Origin of the sequence: Carboxylicivirga sediminis (assembly GCF_018156225.1) — a bacterium.
In the GTDB taxonomy this organism is placed as follows: Bacteria; Bacteroidota; Bacteroidia; order Bacteroidales; family Marinilabiliaceae; genus Carboxylicivirga; species Carboxylicivirga sediminis.
The window spans coordinates 18,939-34,474 of sequence record NZ_JAGTAR010000026.1 but is presented as its reverse complement, the minus strand read 5'-3'; the positions used below and the strand labels follow the sequence as shown (position 1 = coordinate 34,474).

The 15,536-nt window shown below is 42.7% G+C and carries 11 protein-coding genes; 7 read left to right on the top strand and 4 right to left on the bottom strand.

The features are described from left to right. Positions 1-9: 9 nt before the first annotated feature. Positions 10-522, bottom strand: a complete 513-nt coding sequence (locus KDU71_RS15825) for a YfiR family protein (RefSeq protein ID WP_212192067.1) — start codon at positions 520-522, stop codon at positions 10-12. A 221-nt stretch (positions 523-743) separates the two neighbouring features. Here KDU71_RS15825 and KDU71_RS15820 point away from each other — a divergent pair, with 221 nt between their 5' ends. From KDU71_RS15820 to KDU71_RS15795, 6 genes are all read left to right on the top strand, one after another. Continuing rightward, complete coding sequence (locus KDU71_RS15820; protein WP_212192066.1) at positions 744-1,790, top strand: hypothetical protein; 1,047 nt, start codon at positions 744-746, stop codon at positions 1,788-1,790. Between the two features lie 65 nt (positions 1,791-1,855). Continuing rightward, complete coding sequence (locus KDU71_RS15815; RefSeq protein ID WP_212192065.1) at positions 1,856-4,267, top strand: efflux RND transporter permease subunit; 2,412 nt, start codon at positions 1,856-1,858, stop codon at positions 4,265-4,267. Positions 4,268-4,280: 13 nt separating this feature from the next. Beyond that, on the top strand, positions 4,281-5,255 hold the full coding sequence (locus KDU71_RS15810; RefSeq protein WP_212192064.1) for a polyprenyl synthetase family protein: 975 nt from the start codon (positions 4,281-4,283) through the stop codon (positions 5,253-5,255). A 35-nt stretch (positions 5,256-5,290) separates the two neighbouring features. Continuing rightward, positions 5,291-6,805, top strand: a complete 1,515-nt coding sequence (atpD, locus tag KDU71_RS15805; RefSeq protein ID WP_212192063.1) for a F0F1 ATP synthase subunit beta — start codon at positions 5,291-5,293, stop codon at positions 6,803-6,805. Continuing rightward, entirely contained in the window at positions 6,805-7,056 is a 252-nt protein-coding gene (gene atpC / locus KDU71_RS15800; protein ID WP_212192062.1) for an ATP synthase F1 subunit epsilon, read from the top strand. Before atpD ends, atpC begins: the two co-directional genes overlap by 1 nt. Before the next feature lie 122 nt (positions 7,057-7,178). Then, positions 7,179-8,195: a glycosyltransferase family 9 protein gene (locus KDU71_RS15795; RefSeq protein ID WP_212192061.1), complete on the top strand. Its 1,017-nt coding sequence runs from the start codon at positions 7,179-7,181 to the stop codon at positions 8,193-8,195. Here the strand turns inward: KDU71_RS15795 and KDU71_RS15790 are convergent, their stop codons facing one another. The 3 genes from KDU71_RS15790 to metH are packed head-to-tail and all read right to left on the bottom strand — an operon-like array spanning position 8,196 to position 13,646. Next, positions 8,196-8,810 carry an ankyrin repeat domain-containing protein gene (locus KDU71_RS15790; RefSeq protein WP_212192060.1) on the bottom strand — a complete coding sequence of 205 codons (615 nt, stop codon included), beginning with the start codon at positions 8,808-8,810 and terminating at the stop codon, positions 8,196-8,198. A gap of 46 nt (positions 8,811-8,856) precedes the next feature. Further along, entirely contained in the window at positions 8,857-9,849 is a 993-nt protein-coding gene (gene metF, locus KDU71_RS15785) for a methylenetetrahydrofolate reductase [NAD(P)H] (RefSeq protein ID WP_244828523.1), read from the bottom strand. 59 nt (positions 9,850-9,908) lie between these two features. Then, the gene (gene metH / locus KDU71_RS15780) at positions 9,909-13,646 is read right to left on the bottom strand and encodes a methionine synthase (RefSeq protein ID WP_212192059.1); all 3,738 of its coding nucleotides are present in this window, start codon (positions 13,644-13,646) and stop codon (positions 9,909-9,911) included. A 287-nt stretch (positions 13,647-13,933) separates the two neighbouring features. On the opposite strand from metH, the gene KDU71_RS15775 reads away from it, so the two are divergent. Further along, a complete protein-coding gene (locus KDU71_RS15775) occupies positions 13,934-15,391 on the top strand; it encodes a S1 family peptidase (protein ID WP_212192058.1) in 1,458 nt (485 codons plus the stop codon). The last annotated feature ends 145 nt before the right edge of the window (positions 15,392-15,536 follow it).

Genomic DNA, 15,536 nt, shown 5'->3' with positions numbered 1-15,536 from the left:
GATTACTTGTTATAGGCTAATTGCATTTGACATCCCTTCGAGCTTTGAGCTAATTTGTAAACCAAATTTAGCAGCATTGCCTTTATGGATCTCAAATTTAAGTTTATCATCTCTAACCACAAAGTTAATCATCGATCCCGAATTACACGCACCTTCGGCTTCGGTAATTATTAACGTACTGCCTCCATTAACTTTACTTACAATAGTTGCGGCATGCTTCGAGAAATTAACGTTAGATGAAACGTAAACCACCTGGCAATCTACAACTTCTTCTGGAGATTTAAACTCTTTAATAACAACATTTTGGAATCCGAATTTTTTACCTGCAGATAACTTCGACATCCAATCAGCGATTTCCTTGTCGCGCACCACTCCAATCACAAAGTCCCCTTGTTTGGCTGATTCAGTCCAGCCTATGTGCCTTATGAAACTCAATGTAAATACTGACTTAAATTTAGCTACCTGCGCGTTTCCGGCTAAAGGTAAAACAATTAAAGCCAAAAAGAATAAAACCTTTTTCATAATAAATCTGTCCTACAAAATTCAACATCTTAATGCGCTTTGGTACGCACCAGAACTTATATTGTTTCTTTTTACCTTAATAATTTTGATTTTTAGGACAAAAGAATCCAAAATGACGGGTTAAAAATTAAGCCATTTCACTTAACTTTGCACAACTTTTCTAGTCCAACCACGCTAAATAAATAGGTGTCAAATACCTCCAAAACATCAACACAAAACAAATGAAACATACCTCACTAAAAATAGACTCATCCTTATTATTATTGGGCAAAACAAAGGAAATCAGCAAAGAACTGTCATCATTCATTGGCGATTTAAACCTGAATAAAGCCTGCATAGCCAAACTTGAGTGCTATATTTCGCTGGATAGTTCTGATGATATCATCAGCTGTCAGACCCACCTTACTGAAAGTCTCAAGCAACTGTTTGGGGAACACATACCCGCTTTTACACTAATTAATCAACAACCTGCCGATGTTAACAACAAAGCACTTTTAAAACTGACACTATTCGACCAGCCTGGTTCTTTAGTTAGCTTTAAGGTGTTTCAAAAACATCCCTACACCGTTGTTACGATCAACGATGATAAAATAATATTTTCAGGCGGCATCCATTTTACTGAGGAGAAGGATATCCTCCGTAGCATCCAGTTGAGTTATGATTTTGCAGAGCAGCTGCTCGACCATGAAGAGATGCACCTGGGTCACCTGGCCACCATCTCCAACTACATGGAAGATTTAGAAGGTAAGAATATTGCTTCTACCGGGTGGAGCAACCTGGCAACACTTGAAGAAGTGAGATCTTTATATTTCGATCCCACCCTTTTTAAGCATGGTTACCCACTACCCCTGAATAACAGCATAAAAACAGGAGGTTTCTCCATCGACTTTATAGCAGCTTCAAAAGATGGTTTTCCAACTGCCCAGTACTATATTAACACAAATGGCCTGACACAATCGTGCTATCTGCCATGTCTGCAAAAAGTTTTTATTGGCAACCTAAGCACTCAACAGGCCAATAGCATTAATGAGCAAATAGACTTCTACAAAACAGCAATAGAAGAAGTCATCAGCAACTGTGGCTCATCAGAAATACTTATCGAAGAATTGAAGATTTTGCTTACGAACCCCGATTTGGCACAATTGGTAGAAGATGAACTTACAAATCTTCTGCACCCAAATAAAATAAGCGTATTTCATACCCAATCGAACAGAGCAGAACATTGGTTTGACATTGAAGTTATTACCTCGGTTACCTGCGACAAATAAATCATTGCCCAACAAACCCTTTTTACCTATTTTCGCACAATCACAAAAAAGGAGAAGATTAAGAGATGTGGATTAATATTGCACGCTATATACTGCGTAACCGAATAGCCATTTTAATAGCATTATTTATAGTAACCGTTTTTATGGGCATCATGTCGCGGCAGATTGAAATGTCGTACCAGTATGCCCCCCTGTTACCCGAAGATGACCCAACCTACCTGGAGTATGAAGAATTTCTGAATATCTATGGGAATGAAGGAAACATGGTCATAATAGGCATTAAGAACGAAGATTTTTTTGAGCTTAGTGATTTTAACAATTGGCAGGACCTTTCTAAATCACTCCTTGAGATAAATGGAGTTACCTCCGTTTTTTCAGTGGGTCAATCCTATGACCTGAAAAAGAACAGCAAAGAGAAGCGCTTTGAGATAGCTCCTATTTTTCCAGAAAAGGTCAAGTATCAAACTGAACTCGACTCACTTAAAGATGTATTTTATTCTCTGCCATTTTACAAAGAGCTTTTATACAACGAAAACAAAGATGCCTTTCTGATGGCCATTACGCTTGATGATGAACTCCTGCACAGCAAAAAGCGGGTGAAGTTGATTGAAGATATTCAAGAAGTTGGGCAGCAATTTGTTGAGAACAGCAGGCACGATATACATTATTCAGGACTTCCGTTTATACGAGTGGTAACAGCCGAAATGATTAAGAAGGAACTGAACATGTTCATTTTCCTGGCTTTAGGTATTACTGCGCTTATCATTTTCTTATTCTTCCGTTCGTTTAAGGTGGTCATGTTTTCAATGCTGGTGGTTGGCATTGCTGTTATATGGGCCTTAGGTATTCAAGGGATTTTCGGCTACAAAATCACCATCCTAACCGGTATGATTCCGCCATTGATTATTGTAATTGGTATCCCCAACTCAGTATTTCTTCTCAACAAGTATCACCAGGAATACCGTAAGCACAAAAACAAAATCAAGGCACTGCAGCGTGTTATCCGCAAAATAGGTAATGCTACATTTCTAACCAACCTGACCACAGCTTCGGGATTCGCCACATTTATTTTCACCAGCAGTAAAATTTTGGTAGAATTTGGAGTGATAGCGGCCATTAACATTATGGTAGTATTCGTCCTGTCAATCCTATTAATTCCCATCATCTTCAGTTTTCTGGATGGGCCAAAGGAGCGTCACCTGAATCACCTCGATAACCAACTGGTAGGCAAAGCTGTTAACGGATTGGTGCGCATCTCATTAAATCACCGAACGAAAGTTTACTGGGTGGCCGGATTCATGTTGTTGTTGGGTTTCTTTGGTATCTCAAAGATTAAAACCACGGGCTTTATGCTCGATGACATCCCCCATGATGATCCGCTGTATGTTGATCTCAAATTTTTTGAAGAAAACTTCAATGGCTTAATGCCACTGGAGCTAATGATTGACACAAAGAAAGCCAATGGTGCCATATCGGGCAGTAACCTGAAACGCATGGACAAGCTGCAGGAAGAGCTGAAAGCATTCGACGCTATCTCGCACCCGCTTTCGATGGTTGAAGTGGTGAAATTTGCACGTCAGGCTTTCTATAATGGCAAGGAAAGCCATTACAAAGTACCCAGCAACCAGGAGCGCAATTTTATTCTTTCGTATGTCAATAAAAGCAATACGGAGGCAACAGCCAATAACGGACTGGTCACTACGTTTATTGACTCAACCAAGCAGCGGGCCCGCTTAAGCTTCCGCATGAAGGATATTGGCACCACTGAGATGGCTGTGCTAGATAAAAAAATCCGTGAAACCATCACCAGTGTATTTCCGGCAGACAAATATTACACTTCTCTGACAGGAGCCAGCGTAGTGTTTTTTAAAGGAACCGATTACCTGGTACGCAACCTGTTTACCAGTCTGCTATTGGCCATTGTACTGATCGCCTCCTTCATGGCCTGGATGTTCTCATCCAAAAGAATGGTGTTGGTATCCTTAATACCAAACATCTTTCCGCTTATTATGACGGCAGCACTCATGGGCTTTTTCCACATACCCATTAAACCTTCCACCATCTTGGTTTTCAGTATAGCCTTTGGTATTAGTGTCGATGATACCATCCACTACCTTGCCAAATACCGCCAAGAGCTATCGGAAACCAACTGGAGTATTCGGGCAGCTGTGGTATTGGCTTTAAAGGAAACAGGTGTGAGTATGATTTACACTTCTATCATTCTGTTCTTTGGGTTTGGCATCTTCAGTGTATCGCAGTTTGGTGGCACCGTGGCATTGGGTATATTAGTAGCCGTTACGCTTTTAATCGCTCTGTTTTCAAACCTTATTCTTCTGCCGGCGTTGTTGTTAACGTTAGAGAAGGCTATTACTAATCAGTCCTTCAAAGAGCCTTTATTACATATTTACGATGAAGATGAGGACATTGAACTGGAAGAACTAAGAATAGAAACGAAACACGAGCTTAAATCAGAATAACACACATCAATTTATGTACACAATAACCGACCTTCAAAAACTGGTAGAGCAAGAAATCAGCAAACAGCAATTTGTGGTTGAGCCCAAAGGCCTGTATCAGCCGATTGAATACGTAATGGGAATGGGTGGCAAACGCATCCGGCCAACCATGTGCCTGGCAGGCTGCTATCTGTTTACCGATGATATTCAGCCAGCTCTGAAACCCAGCTTATCACTGGAGATATTTCATAACTTCACACTGCTGCACGATGACATAATGGATAACGCCGATGTGCGACGCAACCAGGCAACTGTGCATAAAAAGTGGGACGAGAATACAGCTATCCTCTCGGGCGATGCCATGCTGATCAAAGCCTACCAATACGCCTCCAAAATTAATGGGCAGCACCTCAAAAAAGTGATTGATTTATTTAGTCAAACAGCCATTGAAGTATGTGAAGGTCAGCAGTACGACATGGAGTTTGAGACCCGCGACGATGTGGAGGTATCGGATTATCTGAATATGATAAGGCTGAAAACAGCCGTATTGCTGGCTGCCAGTTTGAAAACAGGTGCTATCATAGGTGGTGCCAGTGATGATGATGCGAATTTGCTATATGAATTTGGTGAGAATATTGGCCTGGCATTCCAGTTACAGGATGACTTCCTGGATGTGTATGGTGACATCGAAACTTTTGGAAAAGCAATAGGGGGAGATATTGTTGCCAACAAGAAAACATTTTTACTACTTAATGCGTTACAATTGGCGTCGGGTTCATTGCGCAATGACCTCTTGAAATGGATAAACGCTGCCGACTTTGATGCTCAGGAAAAAATAGAAGCTGTTAAAACCATCTACAACACACTTAAGGTAGACGAATTAGCCAGAGAAAAAATGAACTTCTATTTTGAAAAAGCCATTGCCGCCCTCAACAGGGTCAATGGTCGTGAAAGCATGAAAGAGCAATTGCGCCATTTCGCAGTTAAGCTCATTGAGCGTTCCCGATAAAGGAACATTATCAACGCGAGAATAATACGCATAATATGGAAAAATTGGTTGGTACCATCATTCAAATAGTTGGTCCGGTTGTAGATGTAAGCTTCGACCTTAACGATCAGGAGCTACCTAATATTTTAGATGCTTTAGAAATTAAGCGCGAAGGTCATCCTTCAATTATTATTGAGTGCCAACAGCATATTGGCGAAAATACCATACGCTGTATTGCCATGGATTCAACAGATGGCTTGATGCGTGGACTGGAAGTGACCCATTTGGGTAGTCCCATTACCATGCCAGCGGGCGAAAACGTTAAAGGCCGCCTGCTTAATGTGGTGGGTAATGCCATTGATGGCATTGGTAATGTAACCAAAGAAGGCGGCAAACCCATTCACCGCGATCCGCCTTCATTCGAGGAGCTATCTACTCAGGCCGAAATCCTTTTTACAGGTATAAAAGTAGTTGACCTGATTGAACCATATGCCAAAGGTGGTAAGATTGGTTTGTTTGGTGGTGCAGGTGTAGGTAAGACCGTATTAATTCAGGAGCTTATCAACAACATTGCCAAAGGACACGATGGTTTATCAGTATTTGCCGGTGTTGGTGAGCGTACCCGTGAAGGTAATGACCTGCTTCGTGAGATGATTGAATCAGGCATTGTAAATTATGGCGATGCCTTTAAAGAAGATATGGAAAAAGGCGGCTGGGACTTATCGAAAGTAGATAAAGATGCGCTGGACACATCACAGGTAACCATGGTATTCGGTCAGATGAATGAGCCTCCCGGTGCCCGTGCACGTGTGGCCCTGTCAGGCTTAACCATTGCCGAAAGTTTCCGCGATGGCGATGGCACAGGTTCAGGACGCGATGTACTACTTTTCGTGGATAACATCTTCCGATTTACGCAGGCTGGCTCAGAGGTGTCTGCACTATTAGGCCGTATGCCTTCTGCAGTAGGTTACCAGCCAACCTTATCATCTGAGATGGGTGCCTTACAGGAACGTATTGCTTCTACCAAGCACGGTTCAATTACCTCGGTACAGGCTGTTTATGTGCCTGCCGATGACTTGACTGACCCCGCTCCTGCAACAACCTTTGCTCACCTGGATGCCAAAACGGTATTGAGCCGTAAGATTGCCGAGCTGGGTATCTACCCCGCTGTGGATCCATTGGATTCAACTTCACGGATGCTAACGCCTGAAATTGTTGGTGATGACCATTACAATACCGCACAAGCTGTTATTGAGATTTTACAACGCTACAAAGAGTTACAAGATATTATCGCCATCTTAGGTATGGAAGAACTATCGGAGGAAGATAAACTAGTAGTGCACCGTGCACGCCGTGTACAGCGCTTCCTGTCGCAACCATTCCATGTGGCCGAACAGTTTACCGGCCTGAAAGGTGTATTTGTATCTATTGAAGATACCATCAAGGGCTTTAAGATGATACTCAACGGCGAAGTGGATCAATACCCCGAATCAGCCTTTAACCTGGTGGGAACCATTGAAGAAGCTATTGCCAAAGGTGAAGACATGTTGAAACAAGCTAAATCAGCCTAATGGAAGATCTGCATTGCGAAATAGTGACACCCGTAAAGGTCATCTACGATGCACCGGTTGGATTGGTAACCGTCCCTGGTGAAAAAGGGCAATTTACCTTGCTGAAGAATCACGCACCCATCATTTCTGTTCTTATTGAAGGTAAGATAAGGGTGATTAGTAAAACAGGTAGCGAAGAGTATTTTGACTGCAAAAGTGGCGTATTAGAATGCGAAAACAATAAGGTGACCATCCTAATTCATAAGAGCTAATAGCCTGTTTACGATATAACACAAATGAAATCCCGGCAATACACCGGGATTTTGTTATTTTTGCGCTTTATTACATCTCAACGAAGCGGTTTATACACCTCTTTTACTATATTTTATAAAGCATGAAAATCCTTATTATACGATTAAGCTCAATTGGTGATATCATTCAATGCATGTCGGTGGTGACTGGCCTGAAAAACCAATTCCCACAGGCTGAAATTCACTGGGTGGTGCGCGCCGACATGGAGTCACTGGTTAAGATCGATCCCCGCATTGACCGCATTTGGGCCTTTGATAGGAAAGAAGGATTTGGAGGCGTTTTTAAGCTGGGTTCGAAACTCAAAAAGGAGCAGTTTGACCTTATCTATGATGCCCATAGTAATATTCGTTCAAACATCCTTAAACTGATGTTGTGCCCCTTTGGCATTTGTAACATATTTAAAAGAAATAAGCTGGTAACACGACATAAAGATCGCCTCAAGCGCTTATTGCTGTTTAAATTTGGTGTTAATCTGCTTCCAAAACCATTTAAGGCACTGGACTCGTTTCGTCAGCCATTGAAAAAATGGCAGGTCAATGAGTTTAATACGCCTTTTAACGACTGGCGTTTCCCGCGTGAAACAGAAGAAAAGATAGAAAACCTGGTTTTAAAACAGCTACCCCAAGGCCAGAAATTTGTGACGCTTGTCCCCTCTGCTGCCTGGGAACTTAAGCGTTGGCCGGTTAATTACTGGCAAGAGCTGGTTAAAATAAGAGAAGACCTGCACTTTGTGGTATTAGGTGGACCTGGCGATACATTTTGTGAGGAAATTAAAGCAGCTGCACCTGAGCGTGTGATTAACCTGGCAGGTCAAACCTCATTAATGGAAAGCTTCTGTGCTGTGTGGCATTCACCATATGTTATCAGTGGCGATACCGGGTTCTTACATGCAGCTGACCTGTTTCAGAAACCGGGACAGGCGATTATTGGCCCCACCGCTTTCGGCTATCCATCAAACCCAAAGATGAAAATTATGGAGGTGGATTTACCTTGTCGCCCGTGTACCAAAGATGGCAGTACCAAATGCAAGATAAAAGAAGAGAGGAAATGCCTCATGGACATCTCCCCTCAATTAGTTGCTAAGTCGATTGACTTTTAATTATTTCTGCTGCGATTGAATATAGGCTACCACTTCCTGGTGGCCTTTTGATTGGGCAAAATCCAGTGACGATTCACCATCCACATCCACCATGGAAAGGTCGGCTCCGTTAGCTACCAATAGCTTAACAACTTCCAGTTGACCTTCTGAGGCCGCCATCATCACGGGTGTCCACTGCTCTTCATTATCTGTAGCATTCACATTGGCTCCAGCTTGTATCAACACATCTACAGCTTGTGTAAACGGACCGGTTGAGGCAAACATCAGCGCCGTGCGGTTCATGCCATCTACAGCATCAATCTCAGCTCCATTTTCAAGCAATACCGAAACAATGTGGTGATGCCCGTTATAAGCAGCCAGCATTAAAGCACTGTGCTGATTTTCGTCCATCGCATTGATATCAATACCGCTGCCGATCGCTGCCTTTACTTTATCTAAATCGCCCTCCAAAGCAGCCTGAAAATAAGCTGGCATATTGATACTTTCCGTTACTGCCTGCTCTGCTGTTTTATGAACCGACTGGCTTTCCTCTTGTTTATTCTTTTTGCCCGTCGACTGACAAGCCAGTGAGACTATCATTAGCGCCACACTTGTTAATGTTACTAATTTCTTCATCCTGATATTTTGATGTTTAATGGTCAATAAAATAACGGTAATCCCCTTAATAGATAGCCTCCGCCACCTTGCGGGTGCTTGCTGTGGCCATCATGGTGTAAAAATGCAGAATAGGTACATTATGCTGTATCAGCTCTTTTGCCTGATGAATACACCATTCTACACCCACCTGTTTCACCTCATCATTATTTTTACATTTCCTGATTTCTTTGGCAAAATCCTCAGGTATATCCACGTGAAAGATTTTTGGTAGTACCGTAAGCTGGTTCATCAAAGTAACTGGCTTTAAACCTGGAACAATAGGAACCGTTATGCCCATGGCACGAGCTCTATTAACAAACTCAAAGTACTTACTATTATCAAAGAACATTTGGGTAACAATATACTCAGCACCAGCGTCAACTTTCTGTTTTAACCAGTACAGGTCAGATTCCATATTAGGAGCCTCTTCATGCTTCTCAGGATAACCGGCCACCCCATAACTAAAAGGCGTATCAAATGCATCGAGTAATGTGCCATCCAGAAACTGTCCGGCATTTAATTCATTCACCTGATTGACCAAATCAAGCGCATAATTATTACTTTCCTCCGACGTGGAAGCAAATCGCGCTTTATTGGAATTATCACCTCTCAATAATAAGACATCATGAATTCCCAGAAAATTGAGGTCAATCAAAGCGTACTCGGTCTCACTTTTTGTAAAACCACTGCATATGATGTGTGGCACTACCTTAATACCATAACTATGCTGGATAGATGCTGCCACGGCTACAGTACCTGGTCGTTTACGAATCACACGCCGCTCATAAAGCCCATTGGCGGTATCCTTATACTGCATCTCATCCCTGTGCGACGTTATATTAATATAGAGCGGGTTAAACTCTTTTAGTTGTTCAATGGTATTAAAGACTTTATCAATGCTATTGCCTTTGAGTGGTGGTAGTAATTCAAAGGAAAAGCCGGTTTTAGTGGTTGATTTTATTTGTTCTGCTACAGTCATTCTATCAATGGTGATTAGTTGAATCGTTGATTTGGACATTTGTTGATTTGAAGACATTGGTTTGCAAATCAACAAATATCCGATTCAACACCTATTTGTTACTTATATTCCAGATTTAACGGAATCCACTTCTCAACTTCTTCATCAGTGCAGCCTTTTCGACGGGCCACATCCTGCACCTGATCTTTACCAATCTTACCCAAACCAAAATAGATGGCATCGGGATGCGCCAGGTAAATACCACTCACCGATGCATTAGGGTACATGCTGTAATGTTCAGTTAAGGTGATGCCGGCATTCTCTTCGGCCTGCAGCAGGTCAAAAAGCGTGCGTTTCTCGCTGTGATCGGGACACGCAGGATAGCCAAGTGCAGGACGAATACCCCTGTAACGCTCACGAATCAAGTTCTCATGATCGATGACTTCCTCAGGCGCATAACCCCAAAACTCTGTTCTGATGCGATAATGCAACAACTCGGCAAAAGCTTCGGCTAATCGGTCGGCCAATGATTTTAACAGGATACTGCTGTAATCATCATGATCAGCTTCAAACTGCTCAAGCCATTTTTCGATACCAACACCAGCCGTTACTGCAAACCCACCAATATGGTCGAAGCGCTTGCTTTCTTTAGGTGCCACGTAATCGCTCAAACAGTGGAATATTTTTTTGCCGGGTTTATCCTGCTGTTCTCTCAAATGATGGAAAGTGGCCATAACTTCCTGACGCGACTCATCCGTATAAACTTCTATATCGTCGCCTACACTATTAGCCGGAAATATACCAAACACCGCATTCGCCTGCAGCATATGCTCTTGCTCAATCCGATCGAGCATGGCTTGTGAATCACGATACAGCTTTAATGCTTCTTCTGCTTTAGCTTTAGCATCAGCGGTACGATAACGCTCCAGCCATTTGGCTTTTGAAGTCTCATCAACCACCGATTCCATGTGGTCGTAGTTACCGGTTAAACGCCAGGCCTGGTAGAAGAATGTCCAATCAATAAATTTACGAATCTCACTTATCGGATAGTCTTCCAATACACGCACGCCAGCCTCTGCCGGTAGTGGCGTTATTGTATTAGCCCAGTCGATGTGGTGCTTTCGGGCACGTGCCTCTTCTATTGGCAACAGGTTAATTGTTTTCTTTTTGGCATTTCGCTCACGAAGCCCTTCATATTCATGCTTCACCTGCTGCACAAAGTTATCCTTCTCTTTGGCAGATAATAAGGCACTCACCACCTGTGCACTTTTTGAGGCATCTTTGACATGCACAACAGGATTATCATACTCAGGCTCAATTTTAACAGCGGTATGTATTTTTGACGTGGTAGCACCACCTATCAGCAATGGGATATTGAAACTATTACGTTTCATTTCTTTGGCGACCGTCACCATCTCTTCCAGTGAAGGTGTAATCAAACCACTCAGTCCTATGATATCAACACCATGCTCAATGGCATTTTTAAGAATCTCTTCGGTGGGTACCATCACCCCTAAATCGATCACCTCATAGTTGTTACAACCTAAAATAACGCCAACAATGTTTTTACCAATATCATGTACATCACCTTTAACGGTGGCCATCAATATTTTTCCATTGGTTTTAGCACCTCCGGTTGCGGCTTTTTCCTCTTCAATAATTGGTTGAAGAATGGCAACAGCCTTTTTCATCACGCGTGCTGTTTTTACCACCTGAGGCAAAAACATCTTACCACTTCCAAAGAGCTCGCCCACCACATTCATGCCGTCCATGAGGGGCTGCTCAATAATATCGAGTGCTGTTGGATACTTTTCCAGGGCCTCTGCAATATCTACGTCCAGATAATCGCTGATACCTTTAACCAGGCAATGGCTCAGACGTTCTTCCAATGTTCCTTCACGCCAGGCAGCTTGTTGGATTTCGCCTTCAGTCTGTTGCGTATTTTTAATTTGTTCGGCATACTCTACCAGGCGATCAGTTGCATCACTGCGTTTATTTAACACCACATCTTCAACATAGTCAAGCAGTTCTTTGGGTATATCATCATAAACCTGCAGCATGGCAGGGTTCACAATTCCCATATCCAAGCCTTCCTGGATGGCATAGTATAAAAATACCGAGTGGATGGCTTCACGTACCACATTATTCCCTCTGAACGAAAATGACAGGTTGCTGATACCTCCACTAATATGCGCATGTGGCAAGTTCTCTTTTATCCACTTACAGGTTTTGATGAAATCAACTGCATAATTGTTGTGTTCCTCTATTCCTGTGGCAATGGCCAGCACATTCGGGTCAAAAATAATATCCTGTGGCGGAAAGTCGAGCTTTTCTGTTAATAGCCTGTATGCTCTTCCACATATTTCTTTCCGGCGTTCAAAGGTATCGGCCTGACCTTTTTCATCAAAAGCCATGACCACCACTGCTGCTCCGTACTTTTTGATGATACGGGCATGTTCAAGAAACAACTCTTCCCCTTCTTTAAGGCTGATGCTATTCACCACCGACTTACCCTGCAGGCATTTTAGTCCGGCTTCTATCACCTCAAATTTAGATGAGTCCACCATCACCGGTACTTTGGACACATCCGGATCAGACATGAGCATATTGAGGAAAGTTACCATCTCCTCTTTGGCATCCAACATGGCATCATCCATGTTCACATCCACAATCTGTGCACCATTCTCTACCTGATGACGAGCAATATCAACAGCCTCTTCGTATTTCTTTTCTTTGATTAACCGCAAAAACTTGCGCGATCCTGCCACGTTACAGCGCTCACCAATATTTACAAAATTGGCATCTTTACGCATCTGCAACGATTCCAAACCACTTAAATGAGTGATAGTTGAAGGCTGTACTTTCTGGTGTCCGTCATACTTGGCAGCCACCTTAGCCATAGCCGCAATGTGTTCGGGTGTTGTACCGCAGCAGCCACCAATAATATTGACTTTACCATCGGCCATCCAGTGCTCTACCAACGCAGACATCTGATTGGGTGTCTGGTCATATTCACCAAACTGATTGGGCAAGCCTGCATTGGGGTGTGTACTTATATAAAAAGGGGCATTCTTTGACAGTTCAGTTACATAAGGTTCCAGCTCCTCAGCTCCCAATGAACAGTTAAGACCAATACTGAGGATATCCATATGCGAAATGGAATCGATAAAGGCCTGCAAGGTTTGACCCGATAAGGTACGCCCACTGGCATCGGTAATAGTACCTGACACCATAATTGGCAACTTACAAGCTTCCTCTTCAAATACCTCATCAATGGCAAACAGGGCTGCTTTAGCATTTAGAGTGTCAAAAACGGTTTCAATCATCAACAGGTCGGATCCTCCCTGAATCAGTGCTCTCACCTGCTCTTTATAGGCTTCCTTTACTTCATCAAAGCTGGTCGAGCGGTAGCCCGGATTATTCACATCGGGTGATAACGACAGTGCTTTATTCAGCGGACCAATGGAACCACAAACAAAACGAGGTTTATCCGGATTTTTGGCAGTGTATTTATCCGCTACTTCACGGGCAATACGTGCCGATTCGAAATTAATATCCCACACGGCCTCCTGCATGTCATAGTCGGCCTGTGAAATAGATGTCGCATTAAATGTATTGGTTTCAATGATATCGGATCCAGCCTCCAGGTATTTGGCATGAATTTCTTTAATTATATCAGGTCTGGACAATGAAAGAATATCATTATTTCCTTTGATGGGCATGTGGTGATGCTTAAAGCGTTCGCCCCTGTAATCTTCTTCCTCCAGTTTATAGGTCTGAATAAGGCTTCCCATGGCGCCATCAAGAAGCAATACACGTTCTTTAATGACCTTATACAACAATTCTGTTCGCGTCATATTGATCTTATCAATTTGAAAAATGTGGTTAATGTTTTATGGTATATGGTTTTTACTTCAACTCTCAAGAGCAGTCAATTGTTATCAGATTACCTAACAATCCAATATCTTAAATAGTTAGACCTGAACAAGCAAAATTACGATAATTTTTTTCCAATAAGACAATAAACAGCCATGAAGTAGCATGCACGGGCAGATAAGCGCAATAGATGTTCATCTTCTCAATTTGAGAATCAACCAATAAACGTCAATTTTGTTACTTTTGAAGAGACTAATCAGAATCATCAATGACCACGACCAGACTCAAAATACTATTGCTATCGCTGATATGGCCATTTGTGTTGAATGCCCAATCTATTGTAGACATTATCAACAGTACCGAAAAGGCTGTATTTGAAGCACGGGCGTATAACAGTGCCAGACTACAAACGGGTACAGTATCGGGTTTTCTCCTAAGCAGCGATGGACTGGCTATTACCATGGGCTATATTTTTGAGAAGGCCGACTCAGCCGTAGTAACCTTACGCAGTGGAAAAACATTTGAGGTGGAGCGCATTGTATCCATTCATCCGCCAACCAATATGGCATTGATTAAGATTGAACAGAACCGTCAAAAAACCTTCAATTTTCTGCTTCCTGCCAAACAATCTTTTAAGCAAAATGAGGAACTACTGTTCTTCACCCACCCGCTTGAATCGGAAGATGGCATGACCCTGGCCCCTGTTAACGATTTGGCTTTTTTCCCATATCTATCCAGGGCAGGCATTATTAGCGGTGAATATAATACCCGCTCAGCCGGAGCACCTGCCATCAACAACAAAGGCCAATTATGCGGTATTATTAACATGTCGCGCAATGGCATGCATAAATTACTTTACAACACCTATCTGCTCAATGATTCCAACTGGGTGAATATTAATCAGCCGGTTAAAAACAATACATTTTACAAGGAAAAACGTGATATTCTCAATCCTCTGCTCAGTCAGTCTTTGCTCAACATCACCTGCCAACAGTATATTGAGGCGGCTAAAAACCTGAGTAAATACATCCGTCTTTACCCTGAGGATGATCAGGCGTTTTGCTTAAGAGCTTATGCCCGCTATCATTATCAAAACCTGGTGGGTAGTAGGGAAGATATGGACATCTGCCAGGAGCTTAATCCCCATGGCTTCCTGCAATACTATTTTAAGAGCTTGTTTGATTTGGCTGTTGAGAAAGACAATGAAGCACGCATCAATCTGGAGCTGTGCCTTGATAATAAGGTAGATTTCGGGCCTGCCATCTGCCAGTTGGCTAAACTCAACCTTGAGAATAACAACGATGTACGAACAGCCTTCGACTGGTTTACGGCTGCCATTGATGCGGACTCACTGCTGGCCGAAGCCTATTACGAAAGAGCCCGCCTGCGTCTCCGGCATTCGTCTGATGAAGAAGCCACACTGGAGGATATTGACAAAACCATCTATCTGGAACCCGATTTGCCGGGCATCTATTCAATAAGAGGCACCATCTTCTTTTCTAAGCAGGATTACCTGCCGGCCATCAGAGACTTTGACCTGGCCATTGAACGGGATGTAAAAGATGTGCACGCCTGGTTTAACCGCGGGGTGGCCCACTATAACATTGGTCTGCATCAAAAAGCATGTTACGACTGGGACAAAGCCGGTAAACTGGGCAACTACGAAGCGTTTAAATACATTTCGCGCTATTGCAAAAATGTGAAGCGAAACGTTTACGGCCGATGAAGGGTTACTAGCAACCTGAGGTTAGAAATTAACTTTATCCTTTGCGAAAAGATTTAATATCAATTAACAATACCTCAGCTTTCAACACCAAACATAAAACCAGAAACAGGAAACTTCTGCTTTCACTACACTATATTTCGGACCC

Excerpts from the sequence above, each read along its gene's own strand:
- KDU71_RS15825 (WP_212192067.1), bottom strand. The coding sequence starts at position 522 with ATGAAAAAGGTTTTATTCTTTTTGGCTTTAATTGTTTTACCTTTAGCC.
- KDU71_RS15820 (WP_212192066.1), top strand. The coding sequence starts at position 744 with ATGAAACATACCTCACTAAAAATAGACTCATCCTTATTATTATTGGGC.
- KDU71_RS15815 (WP_212192065.1), top strand. The coding sequence starts at position 1,856 with ATGTGGATTAATATTGCACGCTATATACTGCGTAACCGAATAGCCATT.
- KDU71_RS15810 (WP_212192064.1), top strand. The coding sequence starts at position 4,281 with ATGTACACAATAACCGACCTTCAAAAACTGGTAGAGCAAGAAATCAGC.
- atpD (WP_212192063.1), top strand. The coding sequence starts at position 5,291 with ATGGAAAAATTGGTTGGTACCATCATTCAAATAGTTGGTCCGGTTGTA.
- atpC (WP_212192062.1), top strand. The coding sequence starts at position 6,805 with ATGGAAGATCTGCATTGCGAAATAGTGACACCCGTAAAGGTCATCTAC.
- KDU71_RS15795 (WP_212192061.1), top strand. The coding sequence starts at position 7,179 with ATGAAAATCCTTATTATACGATTAAGCTCAATTGGTGATATCATTCAA.
- KDU71_RS15790 (WP_212192060.1), bottom strand. The coding sequence starts at position 8,810 with ATGAAGAAATTAGTAACATTAACAAGTGTGGCGCTAATGATAGTCTCA.
- metF (WP_244828523.1), bottom strand. The coding sequence starts at position 9,849 with ATGTCCAAATCAACGATTCAACTAATCACCATTGATAGAATGACTGTA.
- metH (WP_212192059.1), bottom strand. The coding sequence starts at position 13,646 with ATGACGCGAACAGAATTGTTGTATAAGGTCATTAAAGAACGTGTATTG.
- KDU71_RS15775 (WP_212192058.1), top strand. The coding sequence starts at position 13,934 with ATGACCACGACCAGACTCAAAATACTATTGCTATCGCTGATATGGCCA.